This is a genomic window from Martinezella tropici, from assembly GCF_003287875.1.
Taxonomy (GTDB): Bacteria; Pseudomonadota; Alphaproteobacteria; order Rhizobiales; family Rhizobiaceae; genus Rhizobium; species Rhizobium tropici_C.
The window spans coordinates 410,612-427,673 of the sequence record NZ_QMKK01000025.1; the positions used below are offsets into that span (position 1 = coordinate 410,612).

The following is a 17,062-nucleotide window of genomic DNA, read 5'->3' on the forward strand; positions in this document are numbered from 1 at the left end:
ACGCGTTTTCTACAAATGCAAGCGCAAACTGCCCGGCGGGCGAAGCTTGCAACCCGCGGCAGGATGTTGGATTTCACCCCGCCGGAGCGACGGTCTGTTCGATGGGTTTCGGCTGCCGCATGAGAAGAGCCTGCATCGGCCGCTCGAAGAATTTGAGAAGCACCACCGAGATCCCAATCGTGCAAAGCGTGACCACCGCCAATATGCCCGTCACGAAGGGTAGGGAGAGGTGCTTGCCGAGCAGCTTGAGCGGAAGCTGCAGCGTGTAGGGATGGATGAGGTAAAGCGAGTAGGACGCATCTCCCAGCAGAACCAGAATGGCCCATATTTTCCCCGATGGCATCCGCATGAGCAGGAAGCCCGAGACGAGCAGGACGGCGAACAGGCTTGAGGCGAAAAGACTGGGGCCGGCGAATGTCACGATGAAGAAATGAGCCCCGCAGGCCAGAAGAACGAGCAGGACGGCGGCGACATTCGATCCGTTCCTGAAGGTACTGTATGCCGAATATGCCTTATGAAGCATCATGCCGAGAACGAATTCGATCAAGATCGGATTTGTATAGAAACGCCATTCGACGGATCCCTCCGGCCAAATCTCATGCAGCGCGATCAGGAAGAGAACGGCCGCGGAGGCGAACCAGGTTGCCCTGGCGCCAAAGATCAGGCAGGCGCCGTAAATTATGTAGAAGAACACCTCGTAACAAAGCGTCCAGCCCAGGAAAAGGATCGGCTGCACGGCACCGCCGGTTTTCTGATAGGGAACGAAAAGAAGAGATTTGACGATCGTTTCCACGGTCACGATCGTCGAATTGAGCAGGCTGGGTTTCACAAGCGCAATCAGGACGACCACGAATGTCAGCAGCCAGTAGAGCGGAACGATCCTGGAAATCCGCTTGCGAGCGAAATAGACGAGTCCGCGCGCCGGGTCGGACGAGTAGCTGATGATGAAGCCGCTAAGAACGAAGAAAACGTCGACGCCGGTTGCGCCCATGAAGAAATAATTGCGATCGAGATGGTATTCGATCGCAAGGCCGCTTCCGAAATGGAAGAGAACGACGGAAAAGGCGGCCACGAACCGGAGAAACTGGAGGGAATCCAATTGTCTCGAGTTCGACCGCTGAATGGAAAGCGTCTGTTCGTTAATCATGGGGGCCCCAATCCGCTCTGATAGCTTGTTCCAACAAGGTTGCCATTGCCGCATTGGTGCTGCGGCTTGGATGCCAATCGCATCCGAAGTCCTTCGGTTTGACGCGTAAATTCAGATATCGCAGGCGGGTCTCGCCTTTCGCGGCGCTCGCCTGGACGGCGGCCTGGATTGCTTTCTCGGCCACATCGAAGTCCTTCTGGGACATCATCGGACCGAGCGCGGCGTAGAGATACGCCTTTGGATACTGAGATCTGAGCTTGAAGACGAGCTTGACGTATTCCTCGATGAAATCGCCGGGATTCCTGTTGTCCGAAAAATCGTTCGTCCCGAGATTGACGACCACCGCGGAAACGCGCTCGTCAGGGAGAGCGGGTGCGCCCTTTCTCAAGGGCGTCACACTGTCGATGACATCAAGCATGGTTTTCGCGTTCTTGCCGGCACGCGAAAGGCCGATTCCCGAAACGGCGAGGGTCGTAAGTTCCATCCCGAGGCTGCGCGCCGCGACCGCGGCATATGTCAGATATTGATTTTCCGTCCCGGGGCTGAATTTACACCCGGGACCGACGCCCTCGAGGCCATAGCCTGCGGTAATGGAGTCTCCGATTGCAACCAGCTTTGTGGCCGGTGCTTCCGCGGGAAGGAACGACCCATCGGTTTCGGCGGAAACGAATATGGTATCGCCGATCCATCCCTCGGTGCGGCGCGTCACGCGAACCTCATGGGCGCCCTGCGGCAAGGCATCGGCAAGCTGGTATCGATGCTGCCCCGCTTGCAGATCGAGGCGCTGGGGAACGCCGTCGAGTTCGACCTCAAGGCTATTTTTCCCGGTATCGACGAGGGTGGCCGAGAGCGACGTGCCTTCGAAACGCAGCGCGAAACCGCTGCCGGGCCAGCCGAAAGCCGCATCGCTGGCGGCGACACGGCCGATCCACTTCGATGGCCGCTCGATCGTTTCGGCCGCAAAGCTCGGCATGAATGTACATAAACCCAGAAAGAGAGACGCGATCGCGACATGAGTCCTCATGACCGGCCAAGACCGGCGGCGCGCAATGATGGGCAATTCATCACCTCTTCGGGCTGCGTCAGATCAATTTGCACTTTAAATTTTCGAGTAGAATCGCAGTTTGATTGCCGCCCGTGTCTCCCGGCAAAACCGCCAGGACACATGATGGTGCGCACGCCCTGCGTGAACGCTGCCGCACCAACTAACAATCACATGCTGCACTTGGGCAACATTGAGAGAAATGGAGCAACATTGGGACAAATAGGGCGGCATTGTGAATTGTCACTATGCCGCACTGCACCATCGATCAGCAATTATGGGCGGCAATCGAAAACGGCAGCTCTCTTGCCCGCCTGATCGCGATTTCTTGAGAAAAATATTCGCAATTGCCCGTTTCTTTTGCAGTTTTCTACGCTTCCGCGCTGCAATTTTTCTGCGATGTATGCAACATTGAATGAACGCTCCAGAAACGGAAGAAAACGATGAACTGGTTGAAGACTGTTGCCGCCGCCGCGCTCGTGCAGGCGGCTTTCCTGCTCCCCGCCCATGCCGGCGAAAACCTCAAGGCGATCCAGTCGGCCGGTGTCTTCAAGGTCGGCACGGAAGGGACCTATGCGCCCTTCACCTTTCATGATGAAAGCGGCAAGCTGACCGGTTTCGACGTGGAGATCGCTGAAGCGATCGCCGGAAAGCTCGGCGTCAAGGCGCAGTTCCTGGAAGGCAAGTGGGACGGCCTGATCGCCGGCCTCGACGCCAACCGCTACGATGCCGTCATCAACGAAGTCGGCGTTACTGAGGCCCGCAAGAAGAAGTATGACTTCTCCGAGCCCTATATCGCCTCCAAGGCGGTGCTGATCGTCAAAGAGAGCAACAGTGGCATCAAGGATTTTGCCGATCTCAAGGGCAAGAAAGCGGCGCAGTCGCTGACCAGCAACTTCGGCAAGCTCGCAACCGAATCCGGCGCCGAACTCGTCGGCACCGACGGCTTCGACCAGTCGATCCAGCTCGTGCTGACCGGCCGCGCCGACGCCACCATCAATGACAGCCTCTCCTTCCTCGATTTCAAGAAGCACAAGCCCGATGCGCCGGTGAAGATTGTCGCGCAGCAGTCCAACGCCGATTTCTCTGCCGTCATCATCCGCAAGGGCGAGCCGGAACTGCTTGCTGCGATCAACAAGGCGCTGGCCGACATCAAGGCCGACGGCACCTATGACAAGATCTCCAAGAAATACTTCGGCCAGGACGTTTCGAAGTAAGAAGGCATAGGCAGAGACACCAAACTATGAAAAAGATGCGTCCGGAGTCACCTCCGGACGCATTCTCTTATCGAAAGGCTTCTCCTTGGAGCATTGGCTGCAACTGATGTGGGAGTCACTGGGCACGCTGCTTTGGGCAGGGCTCGTCTTCACCATCCCGCTCACCTTGATCACCTTCGTTCTCGGCCTTCTGCTCGGTCTGCTCACCGCGGTCGTCAGGTTGTTTGCCCCGGCGCCGTTCGTGGCCATCGCCCGCTTCTATGTCTGGGTGATCCGCGGCACGCCACTTCTGGTGCAGCTCTTCGTCATCTTCTACGGCCTGCCGAGCCTCGGCGTCCTGCTCGACGCTTTTCCCGCCGCCATCATCGGCTTCACGCTAAGTGTTGGCGCTTATACATCCGAAATCATCCGCGCCGTCATTTCCTCCGTGCCGAAGGGCCAGTGGGAAGCCGCCTATTCGATCGGCATGAACTGGCGCCAGGCCATGAGCCGTACCATCCTGCCGCAGGCAGCGCGCGTCGCCGTACCGCCGCTATCGAACACCTTCATTTCGCTGGTCAAGGATACGTCGCTCGCCGCAGCCATCACCGTGCCCGAGCTGTTTCAGGCCGCGCAGCGCATCGTGGCGACGACCTATGAGCCGCTGATCCTCTATATCGAGGCCGCCATCATCTATCTCGTGCTCAGCACCTTTCTTTCGACGCTACAGGGCTACCTCGAACGCCGCTTCGCCCGCTCGGGCGGCACGCTGGAGGCACAAGCATGATCGAGCTTTCGCATATCGAAAAGCGCTTCGGCGACAATGTCATCCTCAAGGATATCAGCCTGACGATCCCCGAGGGAACGGTGACGGCGCTTGTTGGACCTTCGGGTGGCGGCAAGAGCACGCTGCTTCGCTGCATCAACCTTTTGGAAATCCCAACCGCCGGAACGATCCGCATCGGCGAGGAAACGGCTACCTTCCAGCCAGGCAAGAAGCCGTCCTGGCAGGATATCCAGAAGATCCGCCGCCAGACGGGCATGGTCTTCCAGAACTTCCAGCTCTTTCCGCATCAGACCGCAATCCAGAACGTCATGGAGGGCCTGACGACCGTGCTGCGCTGGCCTCAGGACAAGGCCCGCGCCCGCGCCGTCGAGCTTCTGACCAAGGTCGGCATGGCGCACAAGATCGACGCATGGCCCTCGACGCTCTCGGGCGGCCAGCAACAGCGCGTCGCCATCGCTCGGGCGCTTGCCCCCTCACCGCGCGTGCTGCTTTGCGACGAACCCACTTCGGCACTGGATCCTGAACTGGCGGCCGAAGTCGTCGACGTGCTGGGCAAGCTCGCCAATGAGGGCACGACCATGGTCATGGCAACGCACGACCTGCGCTTGGCCTCGAAGATCGCCAACAATGTGGTCTTCCTGGAAGCGGGCAACATTGTCGAGACCGGCTCCTCACGCAATATCTTCTCCAACCCTGCACAGGAGCGGACGAAGCAATTCATCTCGACACTGAATTCCGGGCTCAGCTACGACATCTGAGCCAGAGCGCAGCGAGCAACCATACACGGTAATCAGACTCCTGACGGGGCGTTCCCAGCTTTGTTGCGATTTTGCAAAAAGTGACGGAAGCGATAGTCGCCAGACCAGTTGCGCGGCGAGTGCGGCGGATATCTGAAACGCCGATCGGCCTTCGGTTGGAAAATTGAAAACCCGTGAAACACCATATTCACTACCTTGGCGGGCCATTCGGCGGTCGGTAGGATTCTAATTCTGTTATTACGTCAGGGGCCGATTCGTTGCAGGAACTTCGCCGAACTCCACGCAAGACCAAAAATATGCTGGTCAGTCTCTTCATCATGGTTGCTGGTGCCATATGGAATATCCGGGACGGACTTTACGGCTCCTCAACCGCACTAATCACTGGCTGTGTCTTCGCCTTGTGGGCCGTATTTATCGCGTTCAGTTTGATACGCCGTCGGGTTCATGTGATCGTGGGGGAAGCAGGCTTGGTTGTAAATCGGATGGTAGGCTCACCGGTAGAAATCCGATGGTCGCAGATAGAAATGGCGAAGCTTCCTGAAGGTGCCAGCCCTGCTATCATCGCGTGGCGAGAATCGGCGGAAACGAAGCTTAAATATACTGGCGTGTCGCAGCGCATGCTTGGTGAAGAAGGCGCCGAGATGCTTCGCAGCGCGATATACGCTGCTCGCCCCGACCTCAATACGCGGCCTTAGTCGTTGGTCGATATATCCTCCTGTAAGGCCTTATCGATGCAAGGCTTGAGTTGACGCTACGCAACTTTACGGTTAGCTCTAATGCCATGAACACGGCACTCGTTCTCGTAGTGGTAGGAAGGCGCATGGGCAGGATGGTGTAACCATCCGGCGAAAGCACCCATGCGCGGTAAGCAGGCTCCTGACGGGGCCTTTTTTATTGCCCTGAAAAGAGGGCGCGCCTCGTCAGATCCCCTCGACTTCCCATCCACACGACGGACAAGGCCATGACGCGCACCGAAAGCCGCATCGACCATTCATCCAAGCAGCCAACCGACCATACGGCGACCGAAAGAGCCGCCGCACCGCCGCGGCTGATAACCCTCATCCTGCTCTCGGCGCTTGCCGTGCTGCCGGTTAACATGATCCTGCCATCCCTGCCGAAGATGGCAGCGGCATTCCACGCCGATTTCGCTCTCGTAAATCTCTCGGTCGCCGGCTTTTCCATTGTCACCGCGTTCCTTGAGGCAATCGGCGGCGCGATATCGGATCGGTTCGGCCGCCGGCCGGTCGTCCTGACGGCGCTCACGATCTTCATCGTCGCTTCGATCGGCTGCGTTCTCGCTCCGAATATCGGCATCTTCCTGCTGTGCCGCATGATGCAGGCCTGCATTGGACCGTGCTATTCCGTGGCCCTGGTCATCATCAAGGAAACATCAGACGAGCGTCAGGCTGCCAGCAAGTTCGGCTATCTCGCCATGGGATGGGCATTGGCGCCGATGGTCGGCCCGCTGTTCGGCGGTTCGCTGGACGAGCTTTTCGGCTGGCAGGCAAGCTTCGTCCTCCTTGCCATCTTCGGCATCGCCGCCTTCCTTCTGTCCTTGCGCGAACTGAAAGGATCGAAAGCACCTTCGACGGGTACGCAGAGAAACTATATCGCCTCCTATGGACTTCTTCTGCGTTCTACTCGGTTCTGGGCCTATACGCTCTGCATGGCCTGCTCGATGGGCGTGCTCTACATTTTTCTCGGCGGAGCGCCGCTCACGATAGGCGATGCGCTCGGCGGCTCGAGCGCCAAGCTCGGCTTCTACATGGGCCTCGTTCCGGCCGGCTTCGTTCTGGGCAGCTATCTCGCCGGCCGCTACGGGGCAAGAATTCCGCTCGGTACTATCCTCGTCATCGCGCGGCTTCTCACTTGTATCGGCCTGTCGGTTGGTCTCAGCTTGTCACTGTCGGGCATGGTCGAGGTTCTGACGCTCTTCGGCCCCTGCATTTTCATCGGCATCGGCAACGGGCTGACCATGCCGGCGGCCAATAGCGGCGCCATGTCGGTCAGATCGGATATTGTGGGAACGGCTGCAGGCCTCGCCGCCGCCATGCGGATTGCTGGCGGCGCGCTCATCGGATCAATAGGTGGGCTGTTCATCGCCCAATCTGCAACGATCCATACGCTTTTCACCCTGATGCTGATCTCCGCAGTGCTTGCGCTGCTGGCGGCAATCTGGGCAGCCTGGATCGGGAAGCCGAGATAATGGCCTGCCTAGCCGATGCGCTTGCTCATATGGACAAGAAAGCCGTCTTTCAGTGGCTCCTCGCGGTCGATCGCATAACCATGTCTGAGATAGAGCTGCACATTCTCGGTAAAGCGCTTGTTGGTGTAGAGCCGGATGTCGTCGACACCGAGTGTGGCCGCAACCTGCTCGGCATGAATTAACAGTCTCCCGCCGATACCCTTTCCCTGATGGCGCGGCGATACGGCGACGCTCTCGATCAACAGGTGATCCGAGGCCGGCACCATCTCGATCAACGCCACAAGCTCGCCACCGACGTCCACAAGATCGATGCGATGCTTGCGCACCGCCTCGGCATAATCTGCCATCATCGGCAACGGTTCGCGGCCGATAAGAGGCACCCACTTGCCATAGGCCTCGCGCGTTAGCGCCCGGATTTTATCAACATCGGCATCGGTCGCCACCCGCAAGGAAATCGCTTCCGTCATGCCTCCACCTCCACGGACCTGGCTACGATGATCCGACATGAGAATTATGCGATGCCTTCGTCGCGATCGCGTACAGAGAGCCGACCTCCGATGCGCGCGAACGAAAGTCACCGCTTCGCGATCGACGGCCCGATCCGGCCGCCTATCGTATCTCAACGAAGCTTGGATTTATGCGCCATAGACGACGAGCAGATCCTTGGCGTCGATCTGGTCGCCGGCGCGCACCAGCACCTCGGAAACCGTGCCGTCCTTTTCGGCGTGCAGCGCCGTCTCCATCTTCATGGCCTCGATGGACAGCAGCACATCGCCGGCCTTGATCGCCTGGCCGGGCGAAACGAAGACGGTGGAGATGACGCCCGGCATCGGCGCGCCGACATGGGCGGCGTTGCCGGTCTCGACCTTGCGGCGGACAGCGCTGCCGGAAGCGCCATGGGCACGATCCGGCACCTTGATGCGGCGCGGCTGGCCATTGAGCTCGAAGAATACGGTGACCATGCCCTTTTCGTCGGTCGCCGTCATCGCCTGGTTGACGATAACGAGCGTCTTGCCCTTCTCGATTTCGGCAAAGAGCTCGTCGCCTTCCTTCAGGCCGTAGAAATAGGCCGGCGTCGGCAACACCGAGACCGGGCCGTAGGTATCGGCCGCCAGCGCGTAATCGGTGAAGACCTTCGGATACATCAGATAGGAGGCGAATTCGAAATCGTCGACCTTCCGCTCCAGCTTGGTCTCGATCGTCTTGCGTTCGGCATCGAGATCGGCTTCGGCAAGCAGCGAGCCGGGGCGGACCGTATAGGGCTTGTCGCCCTTCAGCGCCTTCTTCTGCAGGGCTTCCGGCCATCCGGACGGCGGCTGGCCGAGATCGCCCTTCAGCATCGAGACGACCGAATCCGGGAAGGCGATATCCTTGGCCGGGTTTTCGACATCGGCGACCGTCAGGTCCTGGCTGACCATCATCAGCGCCATGTCGCCGACGACCTTGGAAGACGGTGTCACCTTGACGATATCGCCGAACATCTGGTTGGCGTCGGCATAGGCCTGCGCCACCTGGTGCCAGCGGGTCTCAAGCCCAAGCGAACGCGCCTGCTCCTTCAGATTGGTGAACTGTCCACCCGGCATTTCGTGCAGATAGACTTCCGAAGCCGGTCCCTTGAGATCGCTTTCGAAGGCGGCATACTGATGGCGCACCGCTTCCCAGTAGAAGGAGATGCGGCGGATCCATTCGGGATCGAGGCCCGGATCGCGCTCGGATCCTTTAAGGGCTTCGACGATCGAGCCGAGGCAGGGCTGCGAGGTATTGCCCGACAGCGCATCCATCGCCGCATCCACGGCATCGACGCCGGCGTCGACGGCGGCGAGCACCGTCGCGGCGGCAATGCCCGAGGTATCATGCGTGTGGAAGTGGATGGGCAGACCAGTCGCCTCGCGCAGCGCCTTGAACAGCACCTTGGCCGCAGCCGGCTTCAACAGGCCCGCCATGTCCTTCAGCGCGATGATATGGGCACCGGCCTTTTCCAGCTCGACGGCAAGATCGGTGTAATAATTCAGGTCGTATTTCGGGCGGGCGGAATTGAGGATATCCCCCGTATAGCAGATCGCCGCCTCGCAGAGCTTGTTCTCCTCGGCAACGGCATCCATCGACACGCGCATGTTCTCGACCCAGTTCAGGCAGTCAAAGACGCGGAAGAGATCGATGCCGCCCTTGGCAGCCTGGCGGACGAAATATTTCACGACATTGTCGGGATAGTTTGTATAGCCTACGCCGTTGGCGCCGCGCAGCAGCATCTGCAGCAACAGGTTCGGCGCACTCTCGCGGATCAGCGACAGGCGTTCCCACGGATCTTCCGTCAGGAAGCGCATGGAAACGTCGAAGGTGGCGCCGCCCCAGCACTCCAGCGACAGAAGTTGCGGCAGGGCGCGCGCATAGGTGCCGGCGACGCTGGCGATATCATAGGTGCGCATGCGGGTGGCAAGCAGCGATTGATGGCCGTCACGCATCGTCGTGTCGGTCATCAGCACGCGCTTCTCGTCGCGCATCCATTCGGCGAACTTCTGCGGGCCGAGCTTGTCCAGCAGCTGCTTGGTGCCGTCGGGCACCTTACCGTCGATATAGGGCAATACCGGTTCGGCGACCTTCGGCGAAGGTGCCGGGCGGCCGCGCGTTTCGGGATGGCCATTGACGGTGACATCGGCGAGATAGGTCAGAAGCTTGGTGGCGCGATCCTGGCGCTTGACCTGCTGAAACAGCTCGGGCGTCGTGTCGATGAAGCGCGTCGTATAGCTGTTGTCGCGGAATTTTGGATGCGTGATGATTGCTTCAAGGAAGGTGAGGTTCGTCGCCACGCCGCGGATACGGAATTCGCGCAGCGCGCGGTCCATGCGGGCGATCGCCTCCTGCGGGTTCGGCGCCCAGGCGGTCACCTTCACCAGCAGCGGATCGTAGTAACGGGTGATGATCGCGCCGGTATAGGAGGTGCCGCCGTCGAGACGGATACCGAAGCCGGAGGCTGAGCGATAGGCGGTGATGCGGCCGTAGTCCGGGATGAAATTATGCTCCGGATCTTCCGTCGTCACGCGGCACTGCAGCGCATGGCCGTTGAGGCGAATGTCTTCCTGCTTCGGAACGCCCGATTCAGGCGTGCCGATGGCAAAGCCATCGAGAATGTGGATCTGCGCCTTGACGATATCGATGCCAGTGACGACTTCGGTCACCGTGTGCTCGACCTGGATGCGAGGATTGACTTCGATGAAGTAGAATTTGCCGGTATCGGCATCCATCAGATATTCGACGGTGCCGGCGCCGATATAATGTGTCGCTTCGGCGATCTTCAGCGAATAGGCAGCCAGCTCCTGGCGCTGCGCGTCCGTCAGATAAGGCGCCGGCGCGCGCTCCACGACCTTTTGGTTACGGCGCTGAACCGAACAGTCGCGCTCGAACAGATGCACGACATTGCCGTGCGTGTCGCCGAGAATCTGGCTTTCGACGTGGCGGGCGCGCTCGACGAGCTTTTCGAGGTAGACCTCGTCCTTCCCGAAGGCAGCCTTCGCCTCGCGCTTGGCTTCCGTCACTTCCTTGGCGAGATCGGCCTTGGAGCGAATGACACGCATGCCGCGACCGCCGCCGCCCCATGAAGCCTTGAGCATGACCGGATAGCCGATCTCTTCAGCCATTTTGGCGACTTCGGCCATATCATCCGGCAGCGGCTCGGTTGCCGGCACGACGGGCACACCGACCGAAATCGCCAGGTTGCGCGCCGCCACCTTGTTGCCGAGCTGTCGCATCGTGTCGGCCCTCGGACCGATGAAGATGATGCCGGCGGCATCGCAGGCATCGACGAATTCGGGGCTCTCCGACAACAGGCCGTAGCCTGGATGAATGGCATCGGCGCCGGACAGCTTGGCCACGCGGATGATCTCGTCGATCGACAGATAGCTCTCGATCGGCCCGAGATCGCGGGCAAGATGCGGACCGCGGCCGACCTGATAACTCTCGTCAGCCTTGAAGCGATGCAGCGCGAGTTTGTCTTCCTCGGCCCAGATGGCCACCGTTTTTATGCCAAGCTCGTTGGCAGCGCGGAATACGCGGATGGCGATTTCGGAACGGTTGGCAACCAGGATCTTGGAAATGGGCAATGCTGTCTCCTCACGGCATCGAAACGGGCAATGCTGCACCCGCGAAGAGAATTCTTAACTTCTTGTTACAGGAAGTTCAATTTCTCCTGCGACATCCGACAGCAAAATAGTTGCCATTACGGAATAAGTCCGTTTCTGAAAGCAATAGCCACGATATGCTGCCTGTTCTTGGCATCGAGTTTATCCTGGATACTGTTCATGTACCAATCGACGGTATGGTTGGAGATCGTCAGCAGCCGGCTGATCTCGATCGACGTCATGCCGTCGGCCAGGTGGTTCAGCACCTCCATCTCGCGCTTGGTCAGCTTCAGCTCGGTCCTTCCCGGATCTTCCAGCGATTGCGCTTCGCCATTCAGCTCCAGAAGTCGCCAGAAGGCCTTTTTGGCGACCGCATCGAAAAGGGAAAGCTCAGTCGGAGAAAGATTGACAGCCTCGCCACCGATCGTCATGCACCCAAGCAAGCCACTCCGCCCATGGATCGGGAAGACATAGCCGTCCACAAGCCCGTTGGCACGGGCGTCCGCCATCATCTGGTCCATCCGCCGCCGCAGCGGATCCGCCTTCAGGGCAATGACGGCATCGCGCCAGCGGAAAGGACGCTGCGCCCGGCCGAGATAGCGCGCGACCGGATCGACGAGCATGTACCGCTTGCGAACATAGATCAGCGGCCAGCGATCGGGCCAGCGCCCCGCGAGCATGAAGTTCGCGACATCGACATTCGGCCGCGTCTGCTTCAGCAAGCCGTAGAATTCGAATTTGTAGGAGCGGAGCACCCGCTCGAGTTCGGTTGCGACGTCGTTGGCGAGCTTGCACTCTTCGAGGACTACAAGCAATTGTAACAGCGAATGGATATTCACATCTACCCCTCGGCTTTGCAGCCTGAATTATCGACGGACGGGCATTGCCACCATGCCCGTCTGGCCCCACGGCGCGCTCAATCGCCGGCAACATACTCATGCCGGCGCAAAATTGAACGCCCTTAGCGATTTTTTTACCGTTCAACCGTGAAGGGCGATCTCTGCGGTGCTTGGAGATGCGCGATACTGTCGCGTCCAAGTCTCCTCAAATTGTCATATTTTTGCGGCGACCGATAGCGCCGTCATCGCGCCATCGCGCGCATTGCGCGAAAAATTCCCTGAAAAAACAGCTGCAAATTCCGTTAATCGCCGGTTCAGGTACCGATCTGTAGTGTCTCAGCATTCCGAGTTTTGCTGATGCACAGAGGGTGCCAGACCGTGTCACTGTTCAAAGTCTATGCAAGAGCCCTGAAGTATCTTGGCGCGTATCGATACCGCGTATGGATGGTCGTGATCGCAAACATCGCGCTTGCGATGACCACCATCTACGAACCGGTATTGTTCGGCCGCATCTTCGACGCCATTGCCAAGAAAGACGCAGTCGCTCCGACCATGATGCTGTGGGCCGGCTTTGCCGTCTTCAGCGCGGTCGCCTTTATCGTGGTGTCCCGCGAGGCAGATCGTCTCGCGCATGGCCGCCGCGCATCCCTGTTGACCGAAGCGTTCGGCCGCATCATCTCGATGCCGCTCTCCTGGCATAGCCAGCGCGGCACGGCGAGTGCGCTGAACACCCTGCTGCGCGCCTGCGAGGCGCTGTTCGGCCTGTGGCTCGAATTCATGCGCAACCACCTGACGACCGCCGTCGCGCTCATCGTCATGATCCCGACCGCCATAGCCATGGACCTGCGCCTCTCGGCTGTGCTGATCCTGCTCGGCGTCTTCTACTGGATCATCGGCCGCCTGGTGATGAACCGCACGAAAGATGGCCAGAGCTCGGTCGAAAGCCACTACAATACCGTCTTCTCGCATGTCAGCGACTCGATCAGCAACGTTTCGGTGCTGCATAGCTACAATCGCATCGAGGCGGAAACCAAGGCGCTGAAGTCGTTCACCGAGCGGCTGCTGGCTGCGCAGTATCCCGTCCTCGACTGGTGGGCCCTTGCCGGTGCCCTGAACCGCACGGCGTCGACCGTCGCGATGATGGCGATCTTGATGATCGGCACCGTCCTCGTCCAGGGTGGCAGCCTGAGCCTCGGTGCCCTGATCACCTTCATCGCCTTTGCGAACGTGCTGATCGGCCGCCTCGAGCAGCTGCGTAACTTCGCCAACCAGATTTTCGAAGCCCGCGCCAAGCTCGAAGACTTCTACACGCTGGAAGATTCGGTCCGCGACCGCGAAGAGCCGGCCGGCCTTGCCGAGATCAAGGACGTCAAGGGCGAAGTCGAATTCCGCGACGTCTCCTTCGGCTTCGCCAACTCGTCGCAGGGCCTGCACGACATCTCCTTCAAGGTGAAGGCTGGCCAGACCGTCGCCATCGTCGGCCCGACCGGCGCCGGCAAGACGACGCTCGTCAACCTGCTGCAGCGTGTATTCGATCCGCAGAAGGGCCAGATCCTTGTCGACGGTCACGACATCACCAAGGTGACGCGCAGGTCGCTGCGCCGCTTCATCGCCACCGTCTTCCAGGATGCCGGCCTGCTGAACCGCTCGATCAGCGACAACATCCGCCTCGGCCGCGAAGGTGCGACGGAGGAGGAAATGGTCCGCGCAGCACAGGCCGCCGCCGCCAACGACTTCATCGAAAACCGTGAAAGCGGTTACGAGACCCGCGTCGGCGAACGTGGCAACAAGCTCTCGGGTGGCGAGCGCCAGCGTATCGCGATTGCCCGCGCCATCCTGAAGGACGCTCCGATCCTCGTGCTCGACGAAGCCACAAGCGCGCTCGACGTCGAAACCGAAAACCGGGTCAAGACGGCGATCGACAATCTGCGCCAGAACCGCACGACCTTCATCATCGCGCACCGCCTGTCAACGGTCCGCGAGGCCGACATGGTCCTCTTCCTGGACAACGGCCGCATCATCGAGAACGGCAGCTTCAACGAGCTCAGCCAGAGCAACGGCCGCTTCGCCGCCCTGCTGCGCGCCAGCGGCATCCTGACGGACGAGGAAGTCCGCAAGGCACATACAACGGAAACCGAAGCCGCCTGATCTTCGCAAGGGGCCCAAGATCGAAGCCGGGAGAGCACCGCTCTTCCGGCTTTTTGCTGTCGAGGCTTTGGACAGGCGACGATTGTCAGGCAGACACAGCGCGATCGGCAACCTCCTGCTTGGCCCCTCACCCTAACGCTCTCCCCGTTGAAACCGGGAAAGCGTTAGGGTGAGGGGCTATACCCAACGAATCCGCAAGATCCACCGCCTCGATCAAAGACACCACCACCCAGAAACGAAGAAAGGCCCGGCGGGAAAACCGGGCCTTTCCGTTTTCTGATCGGAGGTCAATTGGCTGGGCGCACCAGGAGTTAATATCGGCGCCCGGCCGGTATCAGATCAGAACTTGCGCTCGAAGCGGAGCACGCCGGCCCATTGATCGGCGTCGGCGGCATCCCAGTTCGTGTAGGAAACTTCCGGCTCGACGAGCAGATCCTTGACCGGACGCCAGGCAACGTTGGCGGTGGCGGCGAAGATTTTCGAGTCGGTGTAGGCAACCTGGGCGTTGGCCTGCAGCTTCGGGTTCAGCTGATAGCTGGCGCCTGTCCAGAATGCCCAGTCGCCCCAGCCGCAATCCGCGCCGTTGGTCGGGCAGGCGGACCGGTTGCTGTTCAGGTAGGAGCCGGCATACTTGTTGAGCTTGTCGCCATCGGTGTTCCAGCCGCCCATCAGGAAGGCCGAGAATGCGCCGAAGTCGGCATCGACACGAGCCTTGATCGCACCTTCTTCGACGATCGAGTCATAGCCACCGATAACGCGAAGGGTCCAGGCACCCGTCTTGTAGCCGGCCCCGGCAACGACGTCAGGAGCATAATGGTTGCCCGTGCCGGTTTGCCAAGCGCCGCCGTAGGACGAGGTATCGCTGGAAGAATTGGAATCCTCAAGCGAGATGACCGCCGTGAAGCCGTTGCCAGCATCATACTTATAGGTGAGCTGGTTGAGTTCCTTCGGGCCGTCATAGATCACGTCGTCGTTGATGACGTTGCCGGCATAACCCATGTAGTTGTTGTACTGCGAATCGGCCTTACCGACGAGGAAGCCGCCGAGGCTGATGTTGGCGAACAGCAGCTTGGTGGAGGTGGAGTTGCCGTCGTTCCAGTCCCAACGGACGACCGTGTTGGTCTTCAGCGGGCCGTATTCGGTGTCAGTCGCGGTGTCGACGCTCAGCTCTGCACGGGTGTGCCAGAGTGTACCGTTCTTGCTGTTCGGGTTGTAGGCATCGTACCACTCGCCTTCGGTACGGACACGGCCGCCGATCTTGAGGCAGGTTTCAGTGCCCGGAATGAAGAAGTAACCAGGGCCGTAAGCATCACAAAAACGACACCGGCGACGCGATGACGGCGCTTCCCGAGCCCGCCACATCGACCATATAACGATTAAATTTTGCACAACAAGATTTTGGACACTCGAATTTTTGCTGCGATGCAGCGCAATCATGCCGCGTTGCAGAAAAATCACGTCACACTTCCTTCGCGAAAGTGTCACAATCAAAAATATTGAAGAAAAACATGGGATTGAGCTGCGCACCAGTGCGCAGCTCTAGGAGATCAGCGCCGCTTCGCGATATGTGCGGGCATAGTGATCGCCCTTGCAGGCACCTTCGCCGCATGCGGGTTGGCGAGTTGCAGCCGCTTGTGCTCCAGATGATAGGCATAGAAGAATTGTGCGGCGATGCCGATGACGACATAGATCGCGCCGACGGTCGGGCTCTTGTTGGTCACATAGAGGATCACCTGACCGGCCATGGCCAGGATCGTGCCCGCCACGAAGATGCTGAGCGAATGCCGACCGAGGATCGTCAGCGGATGGTTAGCGGAACGGCGCAGCAACTGCGAAATGGAGGGTATGCTGACGATCAGATAGGCGAGCGCCAGCACGTGCAGCAGGCGCGGCAGCGACAGGAACGTCTTGTCGAAGCCGGTAACGACGGTGGGCAGGCCGAACGTGGCGAGATAATCGCCGAGGATCCAGAGCTTGTCGGTCACCCAAATGAAGGACAGGAGTACATAGACGGACGCAAGCGCGATCAACACCGGATGCACGGGGATGCGCCCGCCGCGTTTGACATGCATGGTGGCCATAAAGCCGATGACGAAAAGCAGCTGCCACGACAGTGGATTAAGGAACCAGAATCCATCGAGCAGCGTCGTGTGCGGCGCGATATAGTAGATGCCCGACACCAGCCATACGCAGACGGAAATCAGCAGCAGGAGCAGCGGGTTTTTCGCCTCCAGCAGCATGATCAGCGGCAGCATCAGGAACAGGGCGCCATACATCGGCAGGATATTGTTGTAGCCGATCTGGTGCCCGAGCGTCAGCAGCGCCGGTATGCCGCGTGCCGGGTCCATCAGCAGGGCGAGGATGTTCACTTCGCACAGCAGGCCCTTCTGATGAAAAATCCATGCCCCCGAGATGAACAGCACCAGCGTCACGAAGGTCGTGATCATATGGGCGGTATAGAGCGTGAATGCCCGCTTGATCGCCTTCCATGCCATTTTCAGCCGATTGCCCGGAAGAAATCTCGTTCCATAGGCAAGGCCGACCGAAATGCCGGAGATTAGCACAAAGGCTTCAGCACCATCCGAGAAGCCGAAATTCTTGGAGGTGAAATCCTCGAAGATCTGCCCTGGCACATGGTTGATGAAGATCATGATCAGAGCCAGGGCTCTGAGAACATCCAGTCGAGTATCCCTCTGGGAGACCGGCTTCGGCAAACTCAATCGCTGTGCCGGCACCGAGCTCATATCCGCCCTCGAATTCATAAAACTCTCCTGTTCCGACACTCAAATGCAATCGGGGCCAAAGAGTTCCCCCTTTGGCCCCG

General features: G+C 59.6%; 13 protein-coding genes. 6 read left to right on the forward strand and 7 right to left on the reverse strand.

What is annotated here, in order from left to right:
* Positions 1 to 73: 73 nt before the first annotated feature.
* Both DQ393_RS09975 and DQ393_RS09980 read right to left on the reverse strand, forming a co-directional pair.
* Positions 74 to 1,147, reverse strand: a complete 1,074-nt coding sequence (locus tag DQ393_RS09975) for an acyltransferase family protein (protein ID WP_169645222.1) — start codon at positions 1,145 to 1,147, stop codon at positions 74 to 76.
* Positions 1,140 to 2,120 (reverse strand): SGNH/GDSL hydrolase family protein, encoded by a 981-nt coding sequence (locus DQ393_RS09980; RefSeq protein ID WP_181592307.1) that lies wholly within the window; start codon positions 2,118 to 2,120, stop codon positions 1,140 to 1,142. Before DQ393_RS09980 ends, DQ393_RS09975 begins: the two co-directional genes overlap by 8 nt.
* Before the next feature lie 512 nt (positions 2,121 to 2,632).
* On the opposite strand from DQ393_RS09980, the gene DQ393_RS09985 reads away from it, so the two are divergent.
* From DQ393_RS09985 to DQ393_RS10010, 5 genes are all read left to right on the forward strand, one after another.
* Positions 2,633 to 3,406 (forward strand): amino acid ABC transporter substrate-binding protein, encoded by a 774-nt coding sequence (locus DQ393_RS09985; RefSeq protein ID WP_112341603.1) that lies wholly within the window; start codon positions 2,633 to 2,635, stop codon positions 3,404 to 3,406.
* 85 nt (positions 3,407 to 3,491) lie between these two features.
* Entirely contained in the window at positions 3,492 to 4,172 is a 681-nt protein-coding gene (locus DQ393_RS09990; protein ID WP_112341604.1) for an amino acid ABC transporter permease, read from the forward strand.
* Entirely contained in the window at positions 4,169 to 4,930 is a 762-nt protein-coding gene (locus DQ393_RS09995; RefSeq protein ID WP_112341605.1) for an amino acid ABC transporter ATP-binding protein, read from the forward strand. Before DQ393_RS09990 ends, DQ393_RS09995 begins: the two co-directional genes overlap by 4 nt.
* 257 nt (positions 4,931 to 5,187) lie before the next feature.
* A complete protein-coding gene (locus DQ393_RS10000) occupies positions 5,188 to 5,625 on the forward strand; it encodes a hypothetical protein (RefSeq protein WP_146758968.1) in 438 nt (145 codons plus the stop codon).
* 266 nt (positions 5,626 to 5,891) lie between these two features.
* The gene (locus DQ393_RS10010) at positions 5,892 to 7,136 is read left to right on the forward strand and encodes a multidrug effflux MFS transporter (protein ID WP_112341608.1); all 1,245 of its coding nucleotides are present in this window, start codon (positions 5,892 to 5,894) and stop codon (positions 7,134 to 7,136) included.
* Between the two features lie 8 nt (positions 7,137 to 7,144).
* On the opposite strand, the gene DQ393_RS10015 is transcribed toward DQ393_RS10010, so the two are convergent.
* The 3 genes from DQ393_RS10015 to DQ393_RS10025 form a co-directional block, all read right to left on the reverse strand.
* The gene (locus DQ393_RS10015; RefSeq protein ID WP_112341609.1) at positions 7,145 to 7,603 is read right to left on the reverse strand and encodes a GNAT family N-acetyltransferase; all 459 of its coding nucleotides are present in this window, start codon (positions 7,601 to 7,603) and stop codon (positions 7,145 to 7,147) included.
* Between the two features lie 168 nt (positions 7,604 to 7,771).
* Entirely contained in the window at positions 7,772 to 11,233 is a 3,462-nt protein-coding gene (gene pyc, locus DQ393_RS10020) for a pyruvate carboxylase (RefSeq protein WP_112341610.1), read from the reverse strand.
* A gap of 116 nt (positions 11,234 to 11,349) precedes the next feature.
* On the reverse strand, positions 11,350 to 12,090 hold the full coding sequence (locus tag DQ393_RS10025) for a helix-turn-helix transcriptional regulator (RefSeq protein WP_112341611.1): 741 nt from the start codon (positions 12,088 to 12,090) through the stop codon (positions 11,350 to 11,352).
* Between the two features lie 378 nt (positions 12,091 to 12,468).
* On the opposite strand from DQ393_RS10025, the gene DQ393_RS10030 reads away from it, so the two are divergent.
* Positions 12,469 to 14,238: a glucan ABC transporter ATP-binding protein/ permease gene (locus tag DQ393_RS10030; protein ID WP_112341612.1), complete on the forward strand. Its 1,770-nt coding sequence runs from the start codon at positions 12,469 to 12,471 to the stop codon at positions 14,236 to 14,238.
* Positions 14,239 to 14,577: 339 nt separating this feature from the next.
* Here the strand turns inward: DQ393_RS10030 and DQ393_RS10035 are convergent, their stop codons facing one another.
* Together DQ393_RS10035 and DQ393_RS10040 are read right to left on the reverse strand one after the other, a co-directional pair.
* Complete coding sequence (locus DQ393_RS10035; RefSeq protein WP_245430291.1) at positions 14,578 to 15,600, reverse strand: porin; 1,023 nt, start codon at positions 15,598 to 15,600, stop codon at positions 14,578 to 14,580.
* 185 nt (positions 15,601 to 15,785) lie between these two features.
* Complete coding sequence (locus DQ393_RS10040; protein ID WP_245430304.1) at positions 15,786 to 16,982, reverse strand: OpgC family protein; 1,197 nt, start codon at positions 16,980 to 16,982, stop codon at positions 15,786 to 15,788.
* Between the last annotated feature and the right edge of the window lie 80 nt (positions 16,983 to 17,062).

What these genes read in the sequence shown, in the direction of transcription:
- DQ393_RS10010 (WP_112341608.1), top strand. Translation starts at nt 5,892, where the DNA reads ATGACGCGCACCGAAAGCCGCATCGACCATTCATCCAAGCAGCCAACC.
- DQ393_RS09980 (WP_181592307.1), bottom strand. Translation starts at nt 2,120, where the DNA reads ATGCCGAGCTTTGCGGCCGAAACGATCGAGCGGCCATCGAAGTGGATC.
- DQ393_RS09995 (WP_112341605.1), top strand. Translation starts at nt 4,169, where the DNA reads ATGATCGAGCTTTCGCATATCGAAAAGCGCTTCGGCGACAATGTCATC.
- DQ393_RS09975 (WP_169645222.1), bottom strand. Translation starts at nt 1,147, where the DNA reads ATGATTAACGAACAGACGCTTTCCATTCAGCGGTCGAACTCGAGACAA.
- DQ393_RS10040 (WP_245430304.1), bottom strand. Translation starts at nt 16,982, where the DNA reads ATGAGCTCGGTGCCGGCACAGCGATTGAGTTTGCCGAAGCCGGTCTCC.
- DQ393_RS09985 (WP_112341603.1), top strand. Translation starts at nt 2,633, where the DNA reads ATGAACTGGTTGAAGACTGTTGCCGCCGCCGCGCTCGTGCAGGCGGCT.
- DQ393_RS10015 (WP_112341609.1), bottom strand. Translation starts at nt 7,603, where the DNA reads ATGACGGAAGCGATTTCCTTGCGGGTGGCGACCGATGCCGATGTTGAT.
- DQ393_RS10035 (WP_245430291.1), bottom strand. Translation starts at nt 15,600, where the DNA reads ATGTGGCGGGCTCGGGAAGCGCCGTCATCGCGTCGCCGGTGTCGTTTT.